Genomic DNA, 26599 nt, shown 5'->3' on the forward strand with positions numbered 1-26599 from the left:
AGAACAAAAGAAAACGCATGACCGACGAGGTGTGAGCAATGCTGACCAAGAAACAGTTGGATTTGTTGGAATTCATCCACAAACGCGTTCAGGCGGACGGTGTTCCGCCCAGTTTCGACGAAATGAAGGCCGCGCTGGATTTACGGTCGAAGTCCGGGATTCATCGCCTGATCACTGCGCTGGAAGAACGTGGCTTTATTCGTCGCCTTGCCCACCGGGCGCGCGCGATTGAGATCGTGAAGCTGCCCGAGAGTCTCGGCGGCGAACCAACAGCCGCTTTCAAACCTCGCGTGATTGAAGGCGACAGGCCCGAAGGTCCCCGCCCGGCGAATTTCGAACCGGTCACTGTAGATGCCTTGGAATTGCCGGTCATGGGCCGTATCGCCGCTGGTGTTCCGATTGAAGCGATCAGCCACGTATCGCATCGTGTGGCGGTCCCGGGCAGCATGGTTTCGGGCAAAGGCGAACATTACGCGCTTGAGGTACGTGGCGACTCGATGATCGATGCCGGTATCAATGACGGCGATGTCGTGGTGATCCGTGAAACTCGGGTTGCCGATAATGGCGATATCGTCGTGGCTCTGGTCGAAGATCAGGAAGCGACCCTGAAGCGCTTTTTCCGCCGTGGCAATGCTATCGCGCTTGAGGCTGCGAACCCCGCCTATGAAACCCGCGTTCTGCCCGAGGACAAGGTCAAGGTGCAAGGACGGCTGGTCGGGTTGATCCGCAGCTACTGATCCCGTTTTAAATTGCGGTTCTCGGCGATGCCCGGGGACCACAGGCGATGGCCGATTGCCTCTCGGCTGGTTGTTATGCGTCCTTTTGAAAACGCCAGGCTTCCGGTTTCTTTCAGGCGGTTCGGATCGAAAAGACCGCAATCCCCGTTCAGGTTCAACTCAACTGCAGACACCACGATCTGGTTTGATTGGCATTCTTCAAACCCTTGGGCCGCACGTTTTCCGGTGATGTGAATCACTTCCTTGCCCTGCCAATCAAAGCGCTGAACAGCGTTTTCTGCATCAGGCCAGCGGCTGGCCGCCTTCTTCTGATCTACCCCGTCACCGTCGTTTTCCAACCATACCGTAGCGATGAAACCGCTGCCTTTTTCTTTGCTCAGCGCGCGGCCATGTTCAGTCATGACACCCACCAACCCGCCTGAATCCGCGATCAGAACCTCGGGCCTTTGCCCCTGCCCCCACGACAAAAATGCGGACGCAACCGGGATAACCCCAATCCATTTTGCGCGGCCCTGCCACAACGCCAGCCACAACGCCCCCAGCGCAAACATGGGCAACACGTAATGTGGCGGACTAACGACATAGCCTTGCGCGCCATCTAAGTTTGACACCTTGTCTGAAACGATCAGAATCCACTCCAACCCCAGACCCATGACATTCAATGCGGCCGCCTCTAGCCCGAAAGGGGCCAGCAATGCCGCGACAAAGGCGGCGGGTACCACAATCGTGCCCATTACCGGGACCGAGAGCATATTGGCTAGCAACCCATAGTGTGACATCGTGTTGAAATGCGCCGCCCCGATAGGTGCGGTTGCAAGCCCTGCAATCGCCGAGGACAACAGCAAGGCGGTCACCGGCTTCAGCCATTTTGGACCGGGCATTGGGCCATAATCCCGCAACCGCCCAAACACCGCGACAAGTGCCGTAGTGGCTGCAAAGGACATCTGGAAGCCTGGGCTCAACAGTGTTTCTGGCCGTAGAATCAACACGATTAGGGCAGCCACGGCCACGGCGCGCAAAGAAATCGCACGGCGGTCGATCAGGATCGCCCCCAGCATTACGCTGGCCATGACGAAAGCGCGTTCCGTTGCAACATTGCCCCCGGACAACAGCAGGTAGATGACGGCCGCGATCAACGCACAAACTGCCGCCAACTTGCGGACGGGCAACCTTAAGGCCACTGAAGGAATGGCTGATAAGCCCAACCGAAACACCAGAAAGACGAACCCCGTCAGCAACCCCATGTGAAGGCCCGAAATCGCCAGCAAATGCGCTAGGTTCGAGGCCCGCAGGGATTTTAACGTCTCTTGCCCCATGCCACTGCGATCTCCGGTTGTGACGGCGGCTGCGAACCCGCCGATCTCACCAGGCAGGATCGCACGTACCCTTTCCGAGATGGCCATACGCCAGGCAGTTACCCGGACCCCTTCGGTCGCGTCAGTTGCGGGGGCAATGGTCATCACCGGCACCCGGGTATAGCCAACCGCGCCCAGCCCTTGAAACCAGGCATGACGGCGGAAATCAAACCCACCGGGTTCAACCGGCCCTTGCGGTGGTGAGAGATGCCCGGTGGTCATGATCCTTTGCCCAGGCGCCAGGGAAACCGATCCTTCGTGCAATGAAAGCCGGACGCGCTGCGGTCTGCGATCTGCGGGCACATCCCCTATGCGCACCCGATCCAGCGTGACCCGCAACGCGTCCGACGCAGAGCGATCCATGGCTACGACCCGCCCCTCGATCGGGCCGTAGTAACGCCAGGACAGGACCGGCTCTGCGACCGTATGGGCTCGTGCGCCGGCCAGTATAAAACCGGACGCGATCATCGCGCCCCCCGTTGCCAACGCAGCCCAGCCAGTGCGGCGCGTGCGGCCAACCCAGACCAGCAACGTGATGCCAAGCAGAAGACAGGCATAGACCTGCCATTCCGGTTCAAACCGAAGGCTGAAATAGAGGCCGATGCCAACTGCCAGACAAATCGGAGACCACTGGAACAAATACCCTGTCTGGTTCAGCAAAGCGGCGTCGACCCGTGTCAGAACACGCATGGTTGCCCCCGTCCTTCGGGCTCGTTAGACAGACGCCAAACTATGCCCGACACGGTTACCAAAAGGTTAATCCACACAATGTCCGATCAGGTCGTCACCCGTTTCGCCCCCTCGCCCACCGGTTTTTTGCATATCGGCGGTGCCCGCACTGCGTTGTTCAACTGGCTCTATGCTCGTGGTCGTGGCGGTAAGTTCCTGCTGCGGATCGAAGATACAGATCGCGAACGCTCGACGCCTGAGGCGACAGCCGCAATTCTGCAAGGCATGGAATGGCTTGGCCTAGATCACGATGGTGATGTAATCAGCCAGTTTGAGGGTGCCACACGCCATGCCGAGGTCGCTCACCAGCTTCTGGCCGAAGGTAAAGCCTATAAGTGTTTTTCAACCCAGGATGAAATTGCAGCCTTTCGTGAGCAGGCTCGGGCCGACGGCAAGTCCACGCTGTTTCGCAGCCCTTGGCGTGACGCTGATCCGGCCACCCATCCAGATGCACCTTTTGTAATCCGTATCAAGGCCCCACAGGACGGCGCCACCGTGATCCGCGATCAGGTGCAGGGGGATGTGACCATTCGCAACGATCAGCTGGACGACATGGTCCTTCTGCGCTCGGACGGAACACCGGTTTATATGCTGGCTGTGGTGGTGGATGATCACGACATGGGCGTGACGCATGTGATCCGGGGCGACGATCACCTCAACAACGCCGCTCGCCAGATGATGATCTACGAGGCGATGGGCTGGGACGTTCCGGTATGGGCACATATCCCGCTGATTCACGGACCAGACGGTAAGAAACTGTCGAAGCGTCACGGTGCCTTGGGCGCACAGGAATATCAGGCGATGGGCTATCCTGCCGCTGGCATGCGCAACTATCTCGCGCGTTTGGGCTGGAGCCACGGCGACGATGAGTTTTTTACCGACGAGCAGGCCAAAGAGTGGTTTGATTTGGACGGAATCGGCAAAAGCCCGGCCCGCTTTGATCTGAAAAAGCTTGAGAATCTCTGCGGTCAGCATATCGCGACGTCTGATGATGCTGCGCTGCGGCGTGAAATCGAAGCTTATCTGGATGCGGCGGGCCTTCCTGCTCTCACTCAGACACAATCTAGTGTTCTTGAACGTGCAATGTATTGTCTGAAGGATCGCGCCCGAACTTTCCCGGAATTGCTTGAAAAAGCACACTTTGCGCTGATTTCCCGCCCGATTGAGCCGGATGAGAAAGCGGCAAAAGCACTGCAAACAGTATCCGACGGTATACTAAGTGAATTGACGCCGCATGTGCAAAATGCTAGCTGGTGGCGGAACGAACTGGAGGAAACCCTCAATGCCTTTGCAGAAGCGAAAGGCATCAAGTTCGGCAAGCTGGCTGGGCCCTTGCGGGCGGCTTTGGCGGGTCGGGCAGTGACTCCTTCGGTGTTTGACATGATGCTTGTGCTGGGGCGTGAAGAAACCTTGGCACGGCTTTCCGACGCAGCAAAATAACCCTGGCTTAATAATCAGGTAACGCTGCTTCGTTACGACCGGTCAACACTTTGGTGTGTGACCGCTGACCGCGCGCAGGCCGCTCACCCGGCGTGCTCATGAACGAAGAAGGGACAACGATGACCGACAGCAAAAAAACAGCCACTCTTACCGTACATGGTGAAAATTACGAGTTGCCGGTTCACTCGCCAACCGTTGGTCCGGATGTGATCGACATTCGCAAACTGTACAGTGATGCGGGTGTGTTCACCTATGATCCGGGCTTCACCTCGACAGCCAGCTGCGACAGCACCATCACCTATATTGACGGCGATAAGGGTGAACTGTTGCACCGCGGCTATCCGATCGACCAACTGGCCGAGAAATCGCACTTTCTCGAAGTGTGCTACCTGTTGCTGTACGGAGAGCTGCCAGTCGCAAAAGATCTGGAGAAGTTCGAGACCACGATCACTCGCCACACCATGATGCACGAACAGATGCAGTATTTCTATCGCGGGTTCCGTCGTGATGCGCATCCTATGGCAATCATGGTTGGCGTCGTCGGTGCAATGTCGGCTTTCTATCATGACTCGACAGATATTCATGACCCACGTCAGCGCGAGATTGCGTCGCACCGTCTGATCGCCAAGATGCCGACCATCGCAGCCTGGGCATACAAGTATCACACCGGTCAGCCCTTCGTGTATCCGCGCAACGACCTGGACTATGCGTCGAACTTCCTACGCATGTGCTTCAGCGTTCCGGCCGAAGAGTATGATGTTAACCCGATCCTCAGCCGCGCGATGGACCGCATCTTTACCCTGCACGCGGATCATGAACAGAACGCTTCGACCTCGACCGTGCGTCTGGCTTCAAGCTCGGGTGCGAACCCGTTTGCCTGTATCGCGGCCGGTATCGCCTGTCTGTGGGGTCCGGCCCATGGTGGCGCCAACCAAGCGTGTCTGGAGATGCTGGAAGAGATTGGTTCAGTGGATCGCATCCCTGAATACATTGCCCGCGCCAAGGACAAGGATGATCCGTTCCGCCTGATGGGCTTTGGCCACCGCGTCTACAAGAACTTTGACCCGCGCGCCAAGGTGATGAAGCAATCCGCTGACGAAGTGCTGGATCTGCTGGGCATCGAAGACAATCCAAAACTGCAGGTCGCCAAAGAGCTTGAGCGAGAAGCGCTGGAAGATCCGTATTTCGCCGAGAAAAAGCTGTTCCCGAATGTGGACTTCTATTCGGGCATCATCCTCGAGGCGATGGGTTTCCCAACCTCGATGTTCACGCCGATCTTCGCCCTGTCGCGCACCGTTGGCTGGGTCAGCCAATGGAAAGAGATGATCGCCGATCCACAGAACAAGATCGGTCGTCCGCGCCAGCTGTATTTGGGCGAAACCATGCGTGATTACGTGGATATCGAAAACCGCTGATTGCAGCGATGAAATGCTTAAGCCCCGGACCTGCGTCCGGGGCTTCTTTCATAGTAGGCTCAACTGATCGCCGATCTGAGCCGGGCGGGCAAACAGGTCGCATCGCAGGGGCGGTGTCCGCGTTACAAGGCCTAGGCGCTTGACCGCCAAGGCAAACCGTTTGGCAATCAACCCAGCATATTCACCCTCACCCCGCATCCGGTGGCCCCAGCGCGGGTCATAGTCCCTGCCCCCGTGCATTTCGCGCAGCTTGGACATGATCTTTTCCGCCCGCGCGGGTTCGTGATCCTGCAACCACTCCTGCCACAACGTCGATACTTCACGCGGCAAGCGCAACATGATCCAACTGGCAGCATCCGCGCCCGCCTCACGCCCCGCCTCAAGCAGGTGTTCCAACTCATGATCCGTCAGACCAGGCACTATGGGAGACGTCATGACCCGCACCGACACCCCAGCTTCGGTCAAGCGGCGTATCATGGCCAATCGGCGCTGTGGTGAGGGCGCGCGCGGCTCCATCCGACGGGACAGATTAGCATCCAGAGTGGTCAGGGATATCCCGACCCGCACCAACCCTTGCTGAGCCATGTGCGCCAGGATGTCCAAGTCCCGTTCGACCAAGGCCCCCTTGGTGACGATGGCGATGGGGTGATTGAATTCTTGCAGAACCGACAGGCAGCCTCTTGTAATCGCGCGGGTTTTCTCAATCGGTTGGTAAGGGTCCGTGTTGGTACCCAAGGCAATGGGCGCAACCTTGTACCCTTTGGCCGACAACTCCTTGCGCAGGATATCCGCTGCGTTTGACCGCGCGATCAGGCGGGTTTCGAAATCCAGCCCCGGCGATAGCCCAAGATAGGCATGGGTCGGGCGGGCGAAGCAATAGACACAACCATGCTCACACCCGCGATACGGGTTGATCGAGCGATCAAACGGCAAATCCGGCGAACGGTTATAGGTAATCAGGCTGCGCGCGACCTCGTCCCGAACATCGGTTCGCAAAGGCGGCAGGTCCTCGTCGATATTCCAGCCATCGTCACAAGGGATGGTGTCGAATTGTTCGAACCGTCCAGCGGCATTTGTGCCGGCTCCTCGGCCGCGAATATGCGTTTCAACCATGTATGTTCTCGTTATGTTCCTTTGATTGGGTATAACGGCAATCCCGAATACCCGCAAGCACAGCATTCGAGGCCGCGCAGGTATCAACCGTGTGGTTATCCACCAGTAAAATGAACCAGATGCAGGATCATCTTGCAGAAAATTCTGTCGAGAGACGCGAAAATTTGACGTATAGGTCGGTCCCGAAACGACTGAGGTCGCAATCGTCACAGTCAAACTGCGACGTTTTGGCCAAAACGGAAAAAATGCCACCACGGGCCTATGGCTCGCACAGCTCAGGGAAACGCCCCATGTCTGAAGAAGAAGACATCGTCCTGTCCGAACTGAATGACGACGAACTTGTCGAGCAGATGTTCGACGATCTTTATGACGGCCTGAAAGAAGAGATCGAAGAAGGTGTGAACATCCTGCTTGAACGCGGATGGACGCCTTACGACATCCTGACCAAGGCTCTGGTCGGTGGCATGACTATCGTGGGCCACGACTTCCGCGACGGTATTCTTTTCGTGCCCGAGGTTCTGTTGGCTGCAAACGCCATGAAGGGCGGTATGTTTATCCTCAAGCCGCTGTTGGCCGAAACCGGCGCACCGCGCGTGGGTAAGATGGTGATCGGCACCGTCAAAGGCGACATCCACGACATCGGCAAGAACCTTGTGTCGATGATGATGGAGGGCGCTGGCTTTGAGGTGGTCGATATCGGCATCAACAACCCGGTTGAAAACTATCTGGAAGCACTTGAAACCGAAGAGCCAGATATTCTGGGCATGTCCGCCCTGCTGACCACGACCATGCCTTACATGAAGGTTGTGATCGACACGCTGGTCGAACAAGGTAAGCGCGAAGACTATATCGTTCTGGTTGGCGGCGCGCCGCTGAACGAGGAATTCGGCAAAGCCATCGGTGCGGATGCTTATTGCCGTGACGCAGCCGTTGCGGTTGAAACCGCCAAGGATTTCGTCTCGCGCAAGCACAACCAACTGGCCGGTTAACCGGACGCGCAGGTTATTCTGGGGCCGTCCGAGTTTCGGGCGGCCTTTTTTGTTACACTGACAGTCGCGTAGAATCCGAGAAGCAACCAATGCAGCAAGATAATTTGCCAGACGATGCCAGCCTGACGACCAAGGGCTACGAATCCGGTGAGCACGGGCGCATCCTGCTGTTGGCCTGTGGCGCGCTGGCGCGTGAGATTCTGGACCTGAAGCAACGCAATGGCTGGGATCACATGGCGCTGACCTGCCTGCCCGCGATTTTTCACATCCAGCCTGACAAGATCATTCCGGCGGTACAAGAGGCCGTCGCCAAACACCGTGACGACTATGACCAGATCTTTGTGGTCTATGCCGATTGCGGAACGGGTGGCCTGCTGCAGCAAGCCTGCGAAGACCTGGGCGTCGAGATGGTCAAAGGCCCCCATTGTTATTCCTTCTTCGAAGGAAATCAGGCGTTTGAAGCACATGGTGATGAGGAAACCACCGCCTTTTACCTGACCGATTTTTTGGCCCGGCAGTTCGATGCCTTTGTGTGGAAACCGCTGGGGCTGGACCGACACCCCGAGTTGCTTAGCATGTATTTCGGCAACTACACCAAGCTGGTCTATCAGGCGCAAATTGACGATCCGGACCTGACGGCCCGCGCTCGTGAATGTGCCGAGCGGATGGGTTTGGAATTCGAACGTCGCCTGACCGGCTATGGCGATTTGGAAACCACCCTGACCGATTGGGCAAAACGCACACCGAAAGCCTGAATAGCGTCAGGCGTTTTCCTGGGCCACTTCGCGGATGCGTTCAATCATTGCCCGCAACCCGTTCGATCGCTGAGCAGACAGGTGATCATTCAGACCCAAGCGCGCCAGCTCTCCGCCTGCGTCCACCTTGGGAACTTCGCTGACGGGCAACCCGTTATATAAGGAACGCAATACCGCGATCAGACCGCGTACGATCAGCGCATCGCTGTCCCCGTCGAACCGGAAAACCCGATCTTCGATGATCGGGTGCAACCAGACCTGGCTTGCGCAGCCATGGACCTTGGTGGCCGGCACCTTTAGTGCGTCCTCCAGCGGCTCCATCGCTTTGCCCTGGTCGATGACGTGGCGGTACCGGTCTTCCCAGTCCTCCAGAAACTCGAAATCCTCGACGATCTCTTCAAAGGCAGGCGTTGCCATGTCGCGGCGGTCCTTTCGTTGCAATCACAATTGTGAACTATGCCTCTGATCTATGCCTGTCCACCCCCCTACGCGGCTTTTCAATCAACAGAAATTGCGATAACCCATTGCTGGACTTACAGCTCTGGACGTTGGGACCATGCAAAAATCGTTTACTGTTCTCTTGGTGGCTACCCTGGCCCTGTCTGCCTGCAACAGCTGGCGCGAGTCACGGGTGAACCCGTCCAACTGGTTCGGTTCAAGCACGTCAGCCCCGCCGCCGGAAACAGCGACCTATGACGCCAACGCTCTTGTGCCCGAAACAAGGGAAGGCGGTGGGTTGTTCTCAAGGCCAACCCCCGAGGATACAAGCGTTCCGATCGCCAAGATTGATGAATTGAGGATTGAGCCGACCCCGAACGGTGCAATCGTCTACGCCTCGGGGACGGCAATCCGGCAAGGTGCTTATGACGCCCGACTGGTTCGCGTGGACAGTGAAGAAAACCAGAAGAACGGCGTTTTGGAGTTCACTTTCCGGGTAACCTATCCCGCGCGCGCAACGAATACGGGAACCGAACGGTCTCGAATGGTGTCCGACGCCATCAATATCAGCAAAAAAGACTTGGAAAATACTCGTCTGGTGCGGGTTGTAGGGCAGCAGAACGCATTGGAATCGCGGCGCCGTTAATCGGCGCTAAAGCGATACAACTTTGACGTTCTGACCTTTGGCCGCCAGCGCGATTTTACCTTCACACAGTTTCAAGGCGTCTTCGCCGAACACCTCAAACCGCCAACCTGACATCGCAGGCAGTTCCCGCTCACCCGCTGCAATCTGATCCAATTCCGAGCTGGTGGCTATCAGTTTGGCTGCCACGCCCGAGCTTTCGGTTTTCGATTTCAGCAACACCCGCAGCAAATCCGCCAGCGCCGGGTTCACCTTCAGTTTGTCTCTGCTGTTGTCGACTTGCGGCAGCTGATCCGCAGGGCAATTCACCCCTTTTTTGACGGCGCTTAGAATACCATCGGCAATCGCGCCCTTTCGGGCCTCGCGCAGCAACAAGCGCGAGCCGCCCAGATCCGAGGGCGATTTGGGCTTGGTTGATGCCAGCTCGATCAGCGCATCATCCTTGAAGACCCGGCTGCGCGGAACATTGTTTTCCTGCGCATAAGCTTCACGAAATTGTGCCAGTTCGCGCACCACGGCCAGAAATTTGGCCGAATTCGTCCGGGTCTTTACACGTTTCCATGCATCTTTGGGGTGAATGTCATAGGTCGCAGGATGGGTCAGCGTGCGCAACTCCTCTGCCACCCAATGACTGCGCTGCGATTTTTGCAATTGCGCTGCGAGATATTCATAGATTTGGCGCAGATGGGTGACATCCGCCAGCGCATAGGTCTTTTGCGCCTCGGATAGCGGGCGGCGGGACCAATCGGTAAACCGCGAGGTCTTGTCGACCCCCTGCTTGCAGATCTTGCGCACCAGCGTTTCATAACCCACCTGCTCACCGAAGCCACAAACCATTGCTGCAACTTGCGTGTCGAACAGCGGTTTCGGAAAGACACCTGCTTCGACCCAGAAAATTTCAATATCCTGACGCGCGGCATGGAAGACCTTGACCACATCGTCGTTGCCGAACAGCTCATAAAGCGGGTCTAGAGACAATCCATCAGCCAGCGGGTCGACCAGAACCGCGCTGTCCTCGTTATCGGACGGAACGGCCAGCTGTATCAGGCAAAGCTTTGAATAATAGGTCCGTTCGCGCAGAAACTCGGTATCTACGGTGACATAGTCATATTCCGCCGCGGCCTTGCAGAAATCGGCCAGCTCTTGCGTCGTTGTCAGGGTTTTCATGCGCAGTGCTGTTCTTGCTCTTGTTTTCTTCGGCTGATCGTCTCTTCCGTACCTAGCCGTAGTGCAGACCATAGGCCGAATTTAACACGCGTGTAAATCACTCTGGGGCGTTCAGGGCAGCAACACCGGAGTCCGGTCGCCACTGGCGTAACGGCGCAACACTGCAGGATAAAGTTTATGCTCCCAAACCAGCACACGAGCAGCCAAAGCGTCGGGCGTGTCGCCGGCTTCGATGTTTACCCGCGCCTGCCCCAGGATCGGGCCGTCATCCAGCGCTGCCGTAACCTCGTGAACCGAACATCCATGTTCGGCATCCCCGGCCTCGATCGCGCGGGCATGGGTGTTGAGGCCTTTGTATTTCGGCAGCAGTGAGGGGTGGATATTCAGCATCCGCCCCTGAAAGCGTGAAACGAAATCACCAGTCAGAACACGCATGAACCCCGCGAGGCAGACAATATCCGGTTGCGCCTCTTCCAACGGCTTCAACAGCTCTGCTTCAAACGCAGCGCGGTCGCCCTTGAAGGGGCGGTGATCTACCGCAGCCGTCGGGATTCCACGGTCCGCGGCCTTTTTCAGCCCGCCCGCCGTAGCGTCATTCGACAGAACCAGACACGTGCGTGCCGGGTGATCGCCGACCATGCTGTCGACCAGCGACACCATGTTGGACCCACCCCCCGAAATCAGGATGGCGACGCGCTTGTGGCTCACAACAGTTTGCCCGAATAGGCCATGCCGGGCGTGTCGGTCACGGTGCCGATGCGAGCAACTGTTTCTCCGGCCTCGGCCAGCAGAGCGGCCAGTTCATCGGCGCGGTCTTCGGCGCAGACGACAATCATGCCAATGCCGCAGTTGAAGGTCTTCAGCATCTCGGCCTCGACGATACCACCGGTTTCCGCCATCCAGCGGAAGACGGGCGGCAGGTCCCAGGCGTTCAGGTCGATCTCGGCACCCAGCCCTTCGGGCAGCACGCGTGGCAGGTTTTCGGTCAGACCGCCGCCGGTGATATGGGCCAGCGCGTGTACGCCCCCTGCCCGGATCGCCTGCAGAGCGGGTTTCACGTACAACCGCGTCGGCGTCAGCAGCGCCTCACCCAGCGACCCGTCGCCAAAAGGCGATGCGGCATCCCAGCCCAGACCCGAGATTTCAACCAGCTTGCGCACCAGCGAATAGCCGTTGGAATGCACCCCGTTCGAGGCCAGACCCAACAGCACATCGCCCTGCTGTACGCCCGCGGGCAGATTCGCACCACGCTCCATCGCGCCGACCGAAAAGCCAGCCAGATCGAAATCGCCATCGGGATACATGCCCGGCATCTCAGCCGTTTCACCGCCGATCAGGGCGCAACCAGACTGCACACAGCCGTCGGCAATACCTTCGATGATCCGCGCGGCGGTGTCGGTGTCCAGCTTGCCCGTGGCGAAATAGTCCAGGAAGAACAGCGGCTCGGCCCCCTGACAGATCAGGTCGTTGACGCACATTGCCACCAGGTCGATACCCACACCGTCGACCACTCCGGTATCAATGGCAATCCGCAGCTTGGTGCCCACACCGTCGGTCGCGCCCACAAGAATCGGGTCCTGATATCCGGCGTCTTTCAGATCGAACAAGGCACCAAACCCGCCCAGACCGCTCATCACGCCCGAGCGGTTGGTGCGCTTGGCCGCAGGCTTTATCCGGTCGACCAGAGCGTTCCCCGCATCAATATCAACGCCTGCATCGGCATAGGTGATTCCGTTCTTGCCCGTCGTCATGGCCAGCCCCTTATGAATGGTTCCCGCGCGGGTTAGTCGATTGTTGGGCATCTTGCAACGGTCAGGCTTGACGCGGCCGTTCACCGTGATACTCAAAGCGCTCAGGCGGGCCTGTAGCTCAATTGGTTAGAGCAGAGCGCTCATAACGCTTTGGTTGCGGGTTCAAGTCCTGCCGGGCCTACCAAATCACCGCAAAACTGGTTTTCAGAAGGCAAGCAAGGGAACGCTGTTTCTGTGGTTGTTGCGTGATCCAAAGTCGGATCAGACCGAACCAGAACAACACGCATTACTGATAGACCAGAAATCACTTGCCCGGCCGGTCAATCGTATCAAGAAGCCAGATACCCCTAGAACCCAAAGATCCCGCGCTGACCTGAAGGAAACTTAAATGGCCTACACTGAGCGCAGTTGGGGAAAAATACGATGCGGATTACCTTAAGAACTGGATTTACAGTGCCCGCGTTGCCCAAATCTGGGATGGCGAGCAACGCGGGCCATAGTCTGGTCAGGGGTTGCCCAGACTAAAGGGACAAAAAGGATACGCGGCAACGCAGGCGCTGGATCACTCGCTGCTTTCGATGCTCAGTAGGATTTTTAATTTGGAGGCTCACCAAAATAACCACCAAGATAGGCTATTACCGAGGCAATTACGCCAATCACGATCACAATAGATATCAATGCGCCGCTACTTCTTGAGTAATAGCCGAGCGTCAAAAGCCCAACGACAAAAATGCCAACTAAAAAATATAATACAGTGTTGTCCATTGCTAATCCCCGACCGCGAAAAACACTTCGTCACTATAAGATAATAAATCGCCTCAAGTTTAGTGGATACAAAACGCCTTACTCGACTGCAGAGCCTTCACATGCATTCCCTCACCAAAAAAACCGCGTTGTTCGGAGATGTACCTTTGCAAACAACGCGGCGACAGTTTGGGGTAGTGTAGGCTATTCGGAGCACGTCAGGGATTGGACCAAATGCCCCGGATTACGATGGCTCCCCATCATTGGGGGGAGGCAAGGTCACTCTTTAGGATCAGCCGCTTCGGCTTTTTGGAAAACGGCTAACGTTACAAACAATCCACCAATCAGCAGCATGTGGCCCACCGCTGTGATTCCGAAAACGAAATAGCTGCCAATCATAAGTGAAAAAATTGCACTCCACATCCACGCCAACATCTGCATCAGCATATGCGCTGTAGATAGAGAGTATTTCTTGAGTGGGTTCTTGGTCTCATCCATTACCGAATCCCACGTCGATTTTACGTCGAAACTATTGGTCATGACTTCCTCCCATTACAAAAGGGATACGGGTCGATCGGTGCTTTAGACCAAAAATTTGCATCATCTTATCATCTGCAATATCTCATCCGCGCGATCTGTGATCGCGCGACTGACGTCTCCAAGTGCCGGCGCCGGCCACTAGAATATCCTGCAAAATGAAGAAGATATACTACGGCAATTACGCCAATAAAACCGACTCGAGGTGTCGAATCTGCGTGAAATTCATCGTTTAACTTGCGCGGGCACGCAGCGCGTTGAATGGATGCAAAACACGTCGCCGCTCAGCGTCAATCGCTCAATAAACAGGCGGTCGCAACCCCGCTTGAAACCAGCTGACCAGAGAGACGATGGAATACACCGGCAGCCCCGTCGCCGTTTGAATATCGGCCGCGTAGGGGCACATGTTTGTGCATTCCAGCACCAGCGCGCCGAGGTCGGGATGGGCCTCTTTCATCGCCAGGGCGGCCTCGACATTGTCGGCGCGGGCTTTGTCCACGTCCAGCGTCAGTTCATTATCCAAGATCGCGCGTGTGAACTCCTGCCCTCCTTCGGTCGAGCCGATGGGCGTGCCCTCAGGCACCTGTGCGCTGCGCAGGTGGGCCTCGGTCAGGGTCGAGGCTGAGATCGTCAGCACCCCCGCCCGTTTGCCCGCAGGCAATACCTTGTTCACCATTTCGACCTGCATCAGCGAGGATGTGACAATGGGCACCGGGACCGCCTGAGACAGCTCTTTCTGAAACAGCGACAGGAACCCGCAATTGGTGGTGATCCCGTCGACGCCCTCGTCAACCAGCTCGCGCGCGGCATCGACAAAGGCGTCCAGCATCCCCTGCGCTCCACGACGCACCACCAGATCGGGCGAAGCGTTCCGCACGATGCGGTAGTGCACCGGAAACGGCCAGGTCAGCGCGTTGCCCATGTCGCCGGGAATGCGGGGAAAGCGTGCGTCCAGCATCAGGATACCCACCGATGCGCCATAAAGTGATTTGCCACCAGTTGCGATCATTCCTCAAACCTTTTCATTTCCGGGCACGTTCTGCAGGGGTCTGTTCGCCATTCGAGACGCGGCGACGTGGGCAGAGTTTGCACAGACCGGATAAAGGTCAATAGGCAAAAACTGAGCGCTTGGTATTCAAACGCTGTCGCCGCCATGCGCGTTGGTGGAAAAAGACGCCATCGCGGGCACAAGTTGGTCCAGAAACTCCCGCGCGATGGTCGACAAAGGACGCCCTTTGGCCGTGATGATCGCCAGTTCCAAAGTCACCGCAGGCCGGAATGGGCGGGTCTGATATCCGCGCTCAGTATCAAACGCGACGGTAAAGGGGTCGATGACGGCAACACCCATGCCCTGTTTGATAAAGCTCAGCAGGTTTTCGGACAGGTGTGTATGAATTTGCGTGCGCCAAGTCCGGTGCGCCGCCTGAAAAACATCCCGTGTCCCACGATAGGTCTGATGCTCGGGGCCCATCACGATAAAGGGCTCGTTCTCTAACAACTCAGGGGTCAGCACGTCGTATTGGGCCAAATGGCTGCCTTCGGGAAATGTGGCCACGGTTTCAAAGCGGAACACCTGAGCATTAAGCGTATCGTGCAGAATTGGCACCTCGACAATGCCGACCTCGAACAGGCCCGAGATCACCCATTCTTGAATTTTGGACGAGTATTGCGATTGAAAACTGACCGACAGATTGGGGCGGCTGGCGGCGAAGCGCGCGATTTCCCGTGGCATGAATCCAAACGACAGCATGTGCGGTGCGGCCACTTGCAGCTGACCGGGATGTTTGTTCTGCAAATCCGTCACGGCCTGCGCCACGTGATCCAGCCCACGCACGACCGTGTCTACCTCGCGATACAGCAGATCAGCTTCGGGGGTTGGCAACAGACGGCCCTTGTTGCGCTCAAACAGCGGCAGGCGGGCTTCGCGTTCTAACTGAGCCAGAAGATTACTGATACCAGGTTGCGATATCCCCAGAACCGAAGCCGCCCCTGTCACCGTTCCCGTCTCCATAATCGCGTGGAACGCCTGCAATTGCCGAAACCTTAAAGACATTGACATTCCCACATCATTTTTTCTGATACCCTTGCCACAATATAGTATTTGAAATGATATAGCTATCGCGGCACGGTTCCCCCGAACGACCGGAGGACCAATGACCGACTTGAACCAAACCATCACAGGGTTTGACCTTTGGCACCTTGAGCTGCCTGTTACATCACGGCGTGATCATGGAATCGGCTCGGTCGAAGGCAGCTGCGAAATTGTGATCTTGCGCCTGACCTCAGAGGGCGGATCAGAAGGATTTGGCGAAGCGTCGCCATGGTCGGTTTTTACCGGTACACCCGAAGCAACTTACGCAGCGCTGGATCGTTATATCCGGCCGTTGGTTGTTGGGTCACGTGTGGCAGATCGGGCTGGGATCATGGCCAAGGCCGCCTATGCCGTCGCACATTGCACCGAGGCCAAGGCCGCACTGGAAACCGCCTTGCTGGATCTGACAGGGCGTATCAGCGGCGTGCCGGTCTGGGCACTGATGGGTGGCAAATGCCGGGACTCGATTCCGCTGAGTTGTTCGATCGCCAATCCTGATTTCGCGCAGGACATTGCGCTACTCGAGCAATTGCGCGAGGACGGGGTTCGCATCGTCAAGCTGAAGACCGGGTTCAAGGACCATGCGTTCGACATCATGCGGCTTGAACATCTGGCGCAACATTGCCCCGAGTTTTCTGTGCGCGTGGATTACAACCAAGGTCTGTCTATCGAGGATGCTCCTGCTCAGGTACGCGATGTTGCTCAATTCAAACCCGATTTCATCGAACAACCAGTGCGGGCGCATCACTATGGCATGATGGCCAAACTGCGAGGTCAGATCGACCTGCCCCTGCTGGCCGACGAAAGCGTGTTTGGCCCTGAGGATATGGAGCGTGCCGCGCGAGAAGGCATATGCGATGGCGTGTCGGTCAAGATCATGAAGTCCGGTGGGCTTAGCCGGGGTCAGACTGTGGCCCGCATCGCCGCGGCTCATGGGCTCAGCGCCTATGGTGGAGATATGTTCGAGGCTGGTCTGGCGCATCTGGCCGGAACCCACATGATCGCTGCAACACCCGAAATAAAGCTGGGATGCGAGTTCTATCAGGCATCGTATTTCCTGAAAGAAGACATTCTGGAAGACCCCTTCGTGGTACAGAACGGGCAAGTCATCGTGCCGGACATGCCCGGGATTGGTGGCCGACCGGATCTGGACAAGCTGAACCACTATGCCTTGGCCAAGGCGGTGGCGGCATGAGTGAGCGCAAGACCATTGCCATAATCGGTGCCGGTATTGTTGGCGTGTCCACAGCGGTCTGGCTGCAACGTGACGGGCATGACGTCATATTGATCGACAAGGCTGGACCTGGCGAGGGTACGTCGCACGGCAATGGCGGAGTTCTGGCTTCCTGCTCGATCATTCCAGTCACGGTTCCGGGGCTGCTGCAAAAGGCCCCAAGGATGTTGTTTGATCCGTCCCAGCCACTGTTCTTGAAATGGGGATACGTGCCCAAGCTGTTGCCATGGCTACTGCGCTATCTGAAACATGCCAACGCGAGCGACGTTGAACGCATTGCTGCTGCGCTGACGCCTATTGTCGGCGATAGCCTGAATGACCATAAGACACTGGCGCACGGCACCGGGGCCGAGAAGTGGATTGTCCCGTCCGACTATCTGTTCCTTTACGAAAACCGGAAACATTTTGAGAGTGATGCACTTGGCTGGGACATCCGGCGCAAGCATGGTTTTGCGTGGGACGAATTAGAAGGCGAAGCCTTTCACGCTTATGACCCGATATTCAGCAAAGACCTCGGGTTTGCCGCCCGGCTTGCCGATCATGGCCACATCACTGATCCGGGGCGCTATGTCAAAGATCTGGCCGCCCATGTCGAGGACAATGGAGGTAAAGTGATTCGCGCTGCAGTCGAAGATGTGGTTCGGGACAACGGCAAAGTTACAGGTGTACGCGCAGGCGGTACAACCATCCCATGCGACACAGCGATTATAACGGCGGGGGTCTGGTCCGGCCCCTTGGCTGACCAGCTGGGCATTTCTGTTCCTCTGGAAAGCGAACGCGGGTATCATCTTGAATTAGTGGAACCTTCCGCGATGCCGAAAAGCCCGGTTATGGTAGCGTCAGGCAAATTCGTCGCCACTCCGTTAGAGGGTCGCATCCGTCTGGCCGGGATTGTCGAGTTCGGCGGGTTGGACGCGCCGCCCTCGAAGGCGCCGTTCGAATTGATGCGCAAGAATGCCCGGGCGGCTTTTCCGGGTGTGACATGGAAGGATGAAGTGGAATGGATGGGGCACCGGCCCGCACCCGCAGATTCGATACCGGTGATCGGTGAAGTTCCGGGGATTGACGGCGCGTATATGGGTTTTGGCCACCATCACATCGGTCTGACGGGCGGGCCGAAAACAGGGCGTCTGTTGGCGCAAATGATCGCGGGCAGACTTCCGAACACGGATGTCAGCGTTTACGCCCCGTCGCGATACGCAAATTAGCAAAGCCGGTGAACAACATCGGCAGAATCAATACCAACTGGGAGACTAAAATGAAAAAACTGACGAGCCTTATGGCAGCAACCGCACTGACCGCTGCCGCAGCCCTGCCGGTCGCAGCTGAAAAATGGGACATGCCGATGGCCTATTCGGCGTCGAACTTCCATTCGGCCACAGGTGCTGAATTCGCCAAATGCGTGACCACCGGTACCGGCGGCGAGATCGAGATTGTCACCCACCCTTCGGGTTCCCTGTTCAAAGGGGCGGATATCAAACGCGCCATTCAGACCGGCCAGGCCCCTATTGGAGAGCGTTTGCTGTCCGGCCACCAGAACGAGAACGCGTTGTTTGGATTTGATTCAATCCCCTTCCTTGCCACGTCTTTCGACGACAGCGCCAAGCTTTGGGATGCTGCAAAACCCTCGATCGAGAACCTGTTGGCCGAACAGAACCTAACGTTGCTTTATGCAGTGCCGTGGCCGCCGCAGGGGCTGTACTTTAAGGACGAGGTGAACTCGGTCGCTGACATGAAAGGCATCAAGTTCCGCTCGTACAACAACGCCACGTCACGTCTGGCCGAGCTGACCGGAATGCTGCCGGTGACCATCGAAGCGGCCGAGATCAGCCAGGCCTTTGCCACTGGCGTTGCCGATTCCATGGTGTCTTCTGGCTCAACCGGGTATGACCGCAAAGTTTGGGAAAGCCTGGATTATTTCTACGAAGTAGATGCCTGGCTGCCGCGCAACTACGTGATGGTGAACTCGGATATCTGGGCGGGCGTGTCTGACGCGAACAAGAACGTCATCAAAGCCTGCGCCGAACTGGCGGAATATGCGGGGAACTGGCGGGCCAAGGAATATACCGGGTTCACCCTGCAAGGCTTGCGTGACGGCGGCATGACCGTTGGTCCGGCGTCCGAGCAGATGACCAACGAGTTGAAAGAAATCGGCGTCACCATGACCAATGAATGGCTCGAGGCCGCCGGCGACGAAGGCAAAGCCATCGTCGACGCCTTCCAAGCACAACAATAACCAAATGGACGCGGGCGGCAGCGATCTGCCGCCCGTTCTCTATCCAACCAAAAGAAAAGCGGGGACAGTATGGCAGCGTTACGAGGGCTTCGGTCCGTACTGGATTTCATCTACCTGGCAGCAGGCGTACTGGCGGCGTTGAGCCTTATCGCCATACTGGTTCTAATCGTGGTGCAGATGTTGGCCCGTTGGACCGGCGAGGTATTCCCTGGCGCGCCCGACTATGCCGGGTATGCGATGGCCGCGGCCTCATTCCTGGCTTTTGCCAATGCGCTGAACCGGGGCAGCCATATCCGCGTGTCGATCCTGTTGAATGCGGTGCCTGATAAATTCCGCCGGGTGCTGGAGATTTGGTGTTTTGGCATCGGCACGGCCGTCATGTGGTACTTCTGCTGGTACGCCTACCGCTTTGTTTATTGGAGCTGGAAGTTCAACGATATCAGCCAGGGACAGGACAAAACCGCGCTTTGGATACCGCAATCGGCCATGTTAATCGGCGCGGTCATTCTGGCCATCGCCCTGACTGATCATCTGATTCACGTGATCTTCCGCGGCGATCACCGCATCACCCGCGATCTTGCCGATCAAAGCCACGGAGAGTGAGAGCATGGAAAACGCATCAATCATCATCCTCTTCCTCTTTGTTCTATTCACTCTGTTGGGCACCGGCGTCTGGGTCGGGCTGGCACTAATGGGCGTCGCCTGGGTCGGGATGGAGCTGTTCACTACTCGCCCCGTCGGCGACGTCATGATCACCACCATCTGGTCAGCCTCGTCCTCATGGACGCTGACGGCGCTGCCGATGTTTATCTGGATGGGTGAAATCCTGTATCGAACGCGATTGTCCGAAGACATGTTCAAGGGGCTTTCACCGTGGATGGCCCCCCTGCCCGGCGGTCTGGTGCATACCAATATCGTCGGCTGTACGGTCTTTGCCGCCGTGTCGGGCTCGTCCGCGGCGACGCTGACCACGGTTGGCAAGATGTCGATCCCAGAACTGCGCAAGCGCAATTATCCCGAACGCATGATCATCGGCACTCTGACAGGTGCTGCGACGCTGGGCCTGATGATCCCGCCTTCGCTGACGCTGATCGTTTATGGCGTCACCATCAATGAATCGATTACCAAGCTGTTCTTTGCTGGCATCCTGCCGGGTCTGGTGCTGGCTTGCATGTTCATGGGCTATGTCGCGATCTATTCCAAAATCGGCAAGGACTGGAACCCGAACCAGGAAAACAAACTGACCTTTGCCGAGAAAATCAAGAACTCGCGCTTTTTGCTGCCAGTGATCCTGTTGATCGTCGTGGTCATCGGGTCGATGTATCTGGGATATGCCACCGCGACCGAGGCCGCCGCCTTTGGTGTGATCGGAGGGCTGTTGCTCGCAGCCGGTCAGGGTTCGTTGAACTGGAAGACGTTCACTGAAAGCCTCATGGGGGCCACTCGCACCAGCGCGATGATCGCATTGATCCTTGCGGGCGCGGCTTTCCTGTCGCTGTCGATGGGCTTTACCGGCCTGCCACGCGGTCTGGCCGATCTGATTGCCGGATGGGAACTGACGCGGTTCGAACTGCTGATGGTGCTGCTTGTGTTCTACATCATCCTTGGGTGTTTTCTGGACGGCATATCCTCGGTCGTGCTGACCATGGCTGTGGTCGAGCCTATGATCCGCGACGCCGGAATCGACCTGATCTGGTTTGGTATCTTTATCGTCGTCGTGGTCGAAATGGCGCAAATCACGCCGCCTATCGGGTTCAACCTGTTTGTGATGCAGGGCATGACCAATCATGAAATGAGCTATATCGCCCGTGCTGCGATTCCAATGTTCCTGATCATGGTTGTTATGGTTTTCGTCCTGATCTGGTTCCCGGATTTGGCCACTTGGCTACCGAATAACCTGCGGCAAGGCCCAACCGGGTAGCCTGCCGTTGAATCCGCTACACATCGCTGCCCGCCACGGACCTTATGTTCTGTTGGCGGGCCTTTTGTCGGGGTTGCTGCTGCCGGGGTTGGCGCAACCGATGCGGCCGCTGTTGCCGCCGATGGTTGTGCTGTTGCTGTTCGTCACCGTGCTACGAATGGAGCCCGCGCGCATATTCGGATCACTGCGTGATCTGCCCCGCGTTGTCTTGGTAGTTCTTGGTCTACAGCTTGCGATGCCCCTGACAGTTCTGACGGTCGGTGCCTTGGGCGGGTGGCTCGACACCCCCGCCCTGTTTGCCTTGCTGGTCATGACCGCGGCTCCCTCCATCGCTGGCAGCCCAAATATGTGTCGGATGATGGGGCACCCATCTGAATACGCGCTCCGCCTTTTGGTGATCGGTACTGCGGTATTGCCAATAACCATAGCCCCGGTGTTCTGGCTGGCGCCACAACTGGGCGGTTTCGATACGGTGCTTTGGGCCGCGTTAAAACTGCTAATCACAATCCTGCTGGTGACGCTGACCGCAGTCGCTATTCGCAAAACGCTGTTGCGAGACCCATCGCCCACAACAGAAAGTGCGCTCGAAGGCTTTGCCAACATCACATTGGCTCTCTTCGTCATCGGTCTGATGCCCTCAGTCAGCGAGGTCATCCTGACCGATCCGAAACGAGCGTTCCTCTGGATTACCTTCGCCTGCGCGGCCAATTTTGGCGTTCAGGTCGTCTGTTTTCGACTGACCCGATTTCGTATGTCCACAGCCGCGTCGACGGCAGTGTCTCTGATCGCAGGCAACCGCAATATCGCGCTGTTCTTCGTGGCTTTAGCGCCCGAGGTTACTGCGCCGATCATGGTGTTCATCGGGGCCTATCAAATTCCGATGTACCTGACTCCACTGGTGATGCAGCGCATGTACAGGGTCGTTAGCGACCGATGATAATGTCGGCGCAGAGGCCGCCCAGCCGCTCACTTTTGCTTAGACGCACCACGCCCCCATGGGCCCGCGCGATATCTGAAACGATGGCAAGGCCCAACCCCACTCCGGTACCCTGATTCTGATTGCGCGCCGGATCAAGGCGCGCGAACGGTTTGACCGCTTCGGATCGCTGTTCAGGTGGAATTCCTGGCCCGTCATCCTCGACCCGGATACGCAGGGATTTGAGTGTGATGGACAGGCTGACATCCGCGCGATTGCCATACCGCACGGCGTTTCCAATCAGGTTTTCCACGGCGCGCCGCATGGCAGTGGGGCGCAGCATGACTGTTCCTTCCCCTTCGACCGAGATCAGGTCGACCTCATGTCCTGCACGACGCGCGTCTTTGACGATTTGCTCCAACAGCACCTTCGGATCGACAGATTCCGGAGCGCCCTCGGCCGCCCCGCGCGAAAACTCAAGGAACGCATCCAGCAGCAATTGCATCTCATCGACATCCTGCTGCAAAGGGGCTGCTTCATCCTCGGGCAACATCGAAAGGCCAAGTTTCAAACGCGTCAGCGGTGTGCGCAGATCGTGACTGACCCCCGACAGCATCATGGTGCGCTGCTCCATCTGGCGCTCGATACGGGCACGCATATCCAGAAAAGCACTACCCGCCGCGCGTACTTCGATGGCCCCACCGGGAGAATACGGCACCACCCTGCCCCGACCAAAGGCCTGCGCAGCCTCGGCCAGACGAGTGATCGGACGCAATTGATTGCGCATATACAGGAAAGAAATCGTGGTCATGACAACCGCAAAGAACACCATTGTCACGATCAACTGGTGTGGCGCTACCGGAGACAGACGACGGCGATCAAAAGTCAGCTGTAGAATGCCCAGATCCGTCTGCAGATACAGCCGCGCCTCTTGTCCGCTGGGCAAGGCAACCGCAATCAAATCTGGAAGCAAGGCCCGCAGATCGGCCTCGACCTGGGGTGCAATGAAATCGTACCAACGCCGGTGACCAACCATTGGTTCGTCGTTAATGCCCAGAAACCGGGCCTTCATTTCAAGCGCTTGCAGGTCAAGCCGAACGGCCGCCATCGCCTGTTGTTGCGTTTCCGTTTCTTCCATGACTTCCGTGATCAACATCACTTCGCGCGAAGCAGCGCGTGTCATTTGCGCCGTGACGTCTTCCAGATGTTTTTGCAGGAACGCGACCCCCACCACCAGCAACACCACGACCACCGGCAGGACCAGGATCAGTGCAGCGCGGGCATAGAGGCTGCGCGGCATATAGTGTTTGAGCCAAAGCGCGGACATGCGCTAAACCTAACGGGCTGTTACGACAAGAGAAAGAGGTCAGAATGCAGGCGCCTGACGATTTCAATCCGCCCGCCGGCACGGCGGTCGAGCTGCAGCCGGGATTGCGGCGTATTCTGGCGCCAAATCCATCCCCAATGACATATCGCGGGACCAACACTTATCTGGTGGGCACCACCGAGCTTGCCGTGATCGACCCTGGTCCGCTCAGCAATGAACATCTGGATGCGATTCTGGCGGGACTACTACCCGGACAGCGGATCAGCCATATCATCGTTACCCACAGCCATCTGGATCACTCTCCGCTGGCCCAACCCTTGGCGGATCGTACAGGAGCACCGATCATGGCCTTTGGAGGGCCCGAGGCCGGGCGTAGCGCAGTTATGACTCAACTGGCCGAGAGCGGTTTAGTCGGCGGCGGTGAAGGCATCGACACCAGCTTTCGCCCCGACATCGAACTTGCGGATGGGGCTTTGATCTCAGGCGACGGCTGGCAGCTTGAGGTGATTCACACCCCCGGCCATCTGGGAAATCACATCGCGCTTGGCTGGGGTGAGGTCTGTTTCACGGGTGATCACGTCATGGGATGGGCCAGTTCACTGGTTTCGCCCCCAGACGGTGACCTGACGGATTTCATGGCGGCCTGCCATCGTCTGGACTCACGCGAGTGGGTCGTCTTTCACGCCGGGCATGGCGCGCCGATTGCCGATCCCGCAGCGCGTCTGGATTGGTTGATCAAACACCGCCTGACACGCGAAGCACAGATTCTGTCTACGCTGGAAGATCACCCCGGTACGGCCCGAGAACTGGCCGAGCGAATTTACCTCGACACTCCGACCGCCCTTTTGCCTGCTGCTGAACGGAATGTTTTGGCCCATTTGATTGATCTGATTGGGAAATCTCAGGTCACTTCCGAAGGAAAGCTGTCAGCTGACACCCGTTTCATCAGACAAACCTAAGCCGCCGGAACTTTTTTTCGAAAACGTCGAATTCCCCTCTGGACGGCAAAAATCGGGATTGTTATACGGCCCTCAGTTCCGGCGTAGCTCAGCGGTAGAGCAGTTGACTGTTAATCAATTGGTCGTAGGTTCGATCCCTACCGCCGGAGCCAAATTCTCCCCACCTTAAATACCCATCACCAAAGGTCGTTTGCGGCGCAAGATTTTTCGACGAAAAATCTTATGCGCCCTCTGGACGCCGCAGAAACTGGTTGCTATACGGCGCGGACCGTTCCGGCGTAGCTCAGCGGTAGAGCAGTTGACTGTTAATCAATTGGTCGTAGGTTCGATCCCTACCGCCGGAGCCATTTCCCACGTTTTTTAAGATCAGCCCACCAAGGCGTCCTTGAATTCCGCGCGCAAGTTACGTTTCAGAACCTTACCCGTTGCGTTCAGAGGCAAGGCATCCACAAACACCACCTTGTCCGGCACCTGCCATTTAGCGATTTTGCCGTCATAAAATGTCAGCACCTCTTCTTCGCTTGGGTCCTCCCCCTCGGCGCGTACGGCCACCAGCAGTGGGCGCTCGTCCCACTTTGGATGCGGTACGCCAACCACGGCTGCGGTCGCCAATTTGGGATGCGCAACGGCGATGTTCTCTAACTCGACCGAACTGATCCACTCACCCCCGGATTTGATGATGTCCTTGGACCGGTCGCGGATGGTCATATAGCCGTCAGAGTCCACCGTTGCGACATCACCAGTGGCAAACCAGCCATCCCGCAGCAAATCTTCATCTTGCATCTGGAAATAACTGTCCAGAACCCACGGCCCTCGCACCAGCAGATCACCTTGGGTTTCGCCGTCATGCGGCAGATCATTGCCGTCATCGTCGACGATCTTTAGATCGACACCATAACAGGGCCTTCCCTGGCTTTCTCGAATGGCGTGCTGCTCGTCTTCCGGCAGGTCAAAGTGCTTGGCCAGAGGGTGATTTGCGGTCCCCAACGGACTCATCTCGCTCATCCCCCAGGCGTGGATGGTGTCGACACCATAGGTTTCGCGGAAGGTTTCGATCATCGAAGGCGGGCACGCGGCCCCGCCGATCACCGTCCGCTGCAGGCTGGCCAGCTTGCTGCCAGACTGCTCCGCAAAAGCCAGCAGCCCCTGCCAGATCGTCGGCACGCCCATGGCCAGAGTGACGCCGTAAGTGTCGATCAGATTCACCAGCGCCTCACCATGCAAACCCGGCCCCGGCAACACCATCCGCGATCCCGACATGGCGCAAGCATATGGGGACCCCCAGGCGTTTACATGGAACATCGGAACCACCGGCATGACCACATCCATCGCCGAAAACCCGATAACGTCGCGTGTGTTCGATCCGAAACTGTGCAGCACGGTGGAGCGATGCGAATACAACACCCCCTTTGGATTGCCGGTTGTGCCAGATGTGTAACACAGGCCGGATGCAGTGTTTTCGTCAAAGCTGGGCCATTCAAAACTGGCCTCACCGGTCTCGATCAAATCGTCGTAGAATTGCACACCCGGTATCTGCGCAATAGCGTCATCGTTTCTTGGCCCCATCAGGACGAAATGTTGAACATCGGGCAAATGCTCGTGCAGGGCTGCGACCAAAGGAATAAAGGTTGCGTCGAAAAACAGAACCCGGTCCTGTGCATGATTGATGATATAGGTCAGCTGTTCGGGAAACAGTCGCGGGTTGACGGTGTGGCAAACGAACCCCGCCCCGGAAGTGGCATAGTAGATCTCAAGATGCCGCCGGTTATTCCAAGCCAGCGTCGCAATCCGCGTCTGTGGCTCCAATCCCAACTTGGACAGTGCCGAGGCCAGCTTCCGCGCGTTTTCCGCTACTTGCGACCAACTGCTATGGCTCACTGTGCCATCGGTTTCAACCGAATAAATCTCAGTCTGACCGTGAAAGCGGTCGGCGTGATCAATCAGCGACGAGATCAGCAAGGGCTGCGTCATCATCTGTCCCAGCATGGGCGTCCTCCCTATGGCGGTGCCACTTTGTGCCCGCAATCACATCGGGCGATATGGCTTTTCCTTAGGCAGAGCCTGCCAAGCATTTAATTGTCTGACAATAAAAGAATGCGAT

25 protein-coding genes and 3 tRNA genes are annotated in these 26599 nt (G+C 57.3%); 16 read left to right on the top strand and 12 right to left on the bottom strand.

Features of this window, described 5'->3' with window-relative positions:
• Positions 1–38 precede the first annotated feature (38 nt).
• Positions 39–737 (top strand): transcriptional repressor LexA, encoded by a 699-nt coding sequence (gene lexA / locus ACR0DL_RS05570; protein ID WP_170348829.1) that lies wholly within the window; start codon positions 39–41, stop codon positions 735–737.
• Here the strand turns inward: lexA and ACR0DL_RS05575 are convergent.
• Positions 731–2782, bottom strand: coding sequence for a ComEC/Rec2 family competence protein (locus tag ACR0DL_RS05575; RefSeq protein WP_480688001.1), 2052 nt, complete (start codon positions 2780–2782; stop codon positions 731–733). The genes lexA and ACR0DL_RS05575 overlap by 7 nt on opposite strands.
• 78 nt (positions 2783–2860) lie before the next feature.
• Here ACR0DL_RS05575 and gltX point away from each other — a divergent pair, with 78 nt between their 5' ends.
• Together gltX and gltA are read left to right on the top strand one after the other, a co-directional pair.
• Complete coding sequence (gene gltX, locus ACR0DL_RS05580) at positions 2861–4261, top strand: glutamate--tRNA ligase (protein ID WP_480688474.1); 1401 nt, start codon at positions 2861–2863, stop codon at positions 4259–4261.
• A gap of 119 nt (positions 4262–4380) precedes the next feature.
• On the top strand, positions 4381–5676 hold the full coding sequence (gltA, locus tag ACR0DL_RS05585; RefSeq protein ID WP_170348831.1) for a citrate synthase: 1296 nt from the start codon (positions 4381–4383) through the stop codon (positions 5674–5676).
• Positions 5677–5724: 48 nt separating this feature from the next.
• Here gltA and ACR0DL_RS05590 read toward each other — a convergent pair whose 3' ends face one another.
• Positions 5725–6789, bottom strand: a complete 1065-nt coding sequence (locus tag ACR0DL_RS05590) for a PA0069 family radical SAM protein (RefSeq protein WP_480688003.1) — start codon at positions 6787–6789, stop codon at positions 5725–5727.
• 290 nt (positions 6790–7079) lie between these two features.
• On the opposite strand from ACR0DL_RS05590, the gene ACR0DL_RS05595 reads away from it, so the two are divergent.
• A complete protein-coding gene (locus tag ACR0DL_RS05595) occupies positions 7080–7778 on the top strand; it encodes a corrinoid protein (protein WP_170348833.1) in 699 nt (232 codons plus the stop codon).
• Positions 7779–7867: 89 nt separating this feature from the next.
• The gene (locus ACR0DL_RS05600; protein ID WP_425080570.1) at positions 7868–8533 is read left to right on the top strand and encodes a DUF1638 domain-containing protein; all 666 of its coding nucleotides are present in this window, start codon (positions 7868–7870) and stop codon (positions 8531–8533) included.
• A gap of 6 nt (positions 8534–8539) precedes the next feature.
• Here ACR0DL_RS05600 and ACR0DL_RS05605 read toward each other — a convergent pair whose 3' ends face one another.
• The gene (locus ACR0DL_RS05605; protein ID WP_170348835.1) at positions 8540–8950 is read right to left on the bottom strand and encodes a SufE family protein; all 411 of its coding nucleotides are present in this window, start codon (positions 8948–8950) and stop codon (positions 8540–8542) included.
• A gap of 139 nt (positions 8951–9089) precedes the next feature.
• On the opposite strand from ACR0DL_RS05605, the gene ACR0DL_RS05610 reads away from it, so the two are divergent.
• Positions 9090–9617 carry a hypothetical protein gene (locus ACR0DL_RS05610; RefSeq protein ID WP_170514415.1) on the top strand — a complete coding sequence of 176 codons (528 nt, stop codon included), beginning with the start codon at positions 9090–9092 and terminating at the stop codon, positions 9615–9617.
• 6 nt (positions 9618–9623) lie between these two features.
• On the opposite strand, the gene rnd is transcribed toward ACR0DL_RS05610, so the two are convergent.
• The 3 genes from rnd to purM all read right to left on the bottom strand — a co-directional run bounded on the left by rnd (position 9624) and on the right by purM (position 12532).
• Positions 9624–10781 carry a ribonuclease D gene (gene rnd / locus ACR0DL_RS05615; protein ID WP_480636780.1) on the bottom strand — a complete coding sequence of 386 codons (1158 nt, stop codon included), beginning with the start codon at positions 10779–10781 and terminating at the stop codon, positions 9624–9626.
• 111 nt (positions 10782–10892) lie between these two features.
• Complete coding sequence (gene purN / locus ACR0DL_RS05620; protein ID WP_170410014.1) at positions 10893–11489, bottom strand: phosphoribosylglycinamide formyltransferase; 597 nt, start codon at positions 11487–11489, stop codon at positions 10893–10895.
• Positions 11486–12532 (bottom strand): phosphoribosylformylglycinamidine cyclo-ligase, encoded by a 1047-nt coding sequence (purM, locus tag ACR0DL_RS05625; protein ID WP_480688005.1) that lies wholly within the window; start codon positions 12530–12532, stop codon positions 11486–11488. The genes purN and purM overlap by 4 nt, the downstream gene beginning before the upstream one ends.
• A gap of 107 nt (positions 12533–12639) precedes the next feature.
• Here purM and ACR0DL_RS05630 point away from each other — a divergent pair.
• Positions 12640–12716 (top strand) — tRNA-Ile (locus ACR0DL_RS05630).
• 410 nt (positions 12717–13126) lie between these two features.
• Here the strand turns inward: ACR0DL_RS05630 and ACR0DL_RS05635 are convergent.
• The 4 genes from ACR0DL_RS05635 to ACR0DL_RS05650 form a co-directional block, all read right to left on the bottom strand.
• Positions 13127–13297, bottom strand: a complete 171-nt coding sequence (locus ACR0DL_RS05635) for a hypothetical protein (protein WP_170348840.1) — start codon at positions 13295–13297, stop codon at positions 13127–13129.
• Positions 13298–13555: 258 nt separating this feature from the next.
• A complete protein-coding gene (locus ACR0DL_RS05640; RefSeq protein WP_170348841.1) occupies positions 13556–13816 on the bottom strand; it encodes a hypothetical protein in 261 nt (86 codons plus the stop codon).
• Positions 13817–14111: 295 nt separating this feature from the next.
• The gene (locus ACR0DL_RS05645) at positions 14112–14822 is read right to left on the bottom strand and encodes an aspartate/glutamate racemase family protein (RefSeq protein ID WP_480688007.1); all 711 of its coding nucleotides are present in this window, start codon (positions 14820–14822) and stop codon (positions 14112–14114) included.
• Positions 14823–14948: 126 nt separating this feature from the next.
• Positions 14949–15866: a LysR family transcriptional regulator gene (locus ACR0DL_RS05650; protein WP_480688009.1), complete on the bottom strand. Its 918-nt coding sequence runs from the start codon at positions 15864–15866 to the stop codon at positions 14949–14951.
• Positions 15867–15966: 100 nt separating this feature from the next.
• Here ACR0DL_RS05650 and ACR0DL_RS05655 point away from each other — a divergent pair, with 100 nt between their 5' ends.
• The 6 genes from ACR0DL_RS05655 to ACR0DL_RS05680 all read left to right on the top strand — a co-directional run bounded on the left by ACR0DL_RS05655 (position 15967) and on the right by ACR0DL_RS05680 (position 22233).
• On the top strand, positions 15967–17100 hold the full coding sequence (locus tag ACR0DL_RS05655) for an enolase C-terminal domain-like protein (RefSeq protein WP_480688011.1): 1134 nt from the start codon (positions 15967–15969) through the stop codon (positions 17098–17100).
• On the top strand, positions 17097–18347 hold the full coding sequence (locus ACR0DL_RS05660; RefSeq protein ID WP_480688013.1) for an NAD(P)/FAD-dependent oxidoreductase: 1251 nt from the start codon (positions 17097–17099) through the stop codon (positions 18345–18347). The genes ACR0DL_RS05655 and ACR0DL_RS05660 overlap by 4 nt, the downstream gene beginning before the upstream one ends.
• Before the next feature lie 50 nt (positions 18348–18397).
• Positions 18398–19375 carry a TRAP transporter substrate-binding protein gene (locus tag ACR0DL_RS05665; RefSeq protein ID WP_170348846.1) on the top strand — a complete coding sequence of 326 codons (978 nt, stop codon included), beginning with the start codon at positions 18398–18400 and terminating at the stop codon, positions 19373–19375.
• Between the two features lie 69 nt (positions 19376–19444).
• Positions 19445–19978: a TRAP transporter small permease gene (locus tag ACR0DL_RS05670; RefSeq protein WP_170348847.1), complete on the top strand. Its 534-nt coding sequence runs from the start codon at positions 19445–19447 to the stop codon at positions 19976–19978.
• Positions 19979–19982: 4 nt separating this feature from the next.
• Positions 19983–21296 carry a TRAP transporter large permease gene (locus tag ACR0DL_RS05675; protein ID WP_170348848.1) on the top strand — a complete coding sequence of 438 codons (1314 nt, stop codon included), beginning with the start codon at positions 19983–19985 and terminating at the stop codon, positions 21294–21296.
• Positions 21297–21303: 7 nt separating this feature from the next.
• A complete protein-coding gene (locus ACR0DL_RS05680; RefSeq protein WP_480688015.1) occupies positions 21304–22233 on the top strand; it encodes a hypothetical protein in 930 nt (309 codons plus the stop codon).
• Here ACR0DL_RS05680 and ACR0DL_RS05685 read toward each other — a convergent pair.
• The gene (locus ACR0DL_RS05685) at positions 22220–23539 is read right to left on the bottom strand and encodes an ATP-binding protein (protein WP_480688017.1); all 1320 of its coding nucleotides are present in this window, start codon (positions 23537–23539) and stop codon (positions 22220–22222) included. The two genes, ACR0DL_RS05680 and ACR0DL_RS05685, sit on opposite strands and share 14 nt — an antisense overlap.
• A 44-nt stretch (positions 23540–23583) precedes the next feature.
• On the opposite strand from ACR0DL_RS05685, the gene ACR0DL_RS05690 reads away from it, so the two are divergent.
• From ACR0DL_RS05690 to ACR0DL_RS05700, 3 genes are all read left to right on the top strand, one after another.
• Complete coding sequence (locus ACR0DL_RS05690) at positions 23584–24498, top strand: MBL fold metallo-hydrolase (protein ID WP_480688019.1); 915 nt, start codon at positions 23584–23586, stop codon at positions 24496–24498.
• Between the two features lie 77 nt (positions 24499–24575).
• Positions 24576–24650, top strand: a tRNA-Asn gene (locus ACR0DL_RS05695).
• Positions 24651–24770: 120 nt separating this feature from the next.
• Positions 24771–24845: transfer RNA gene (locus ACR0DL_RS05700), tRNA-Asn, on the top strand.
• Between the two features lie 19 nt (positions 24846–24864).
• On the opposite strand, the gene ACR0DL_RS05705 is transcribed toward ACR0DL_RS05700, so the two are convergent.
• Positions 24865–26484, bottom strand: coding sequence for a long-chain-fatty-acid--CoA ligase (locus tag ACR0DL_RS05705; RefSeq protein WP_480688021.1), 1620 nt, complete (start codon positions 26482–26484; stop codon positions 24865–24867).
• Positions 26485–26599 lie beyond the last annotated feature (115 nt).

It is taken from the genome of Ruegeria sp. BB5, assembly GCF_056539405.1.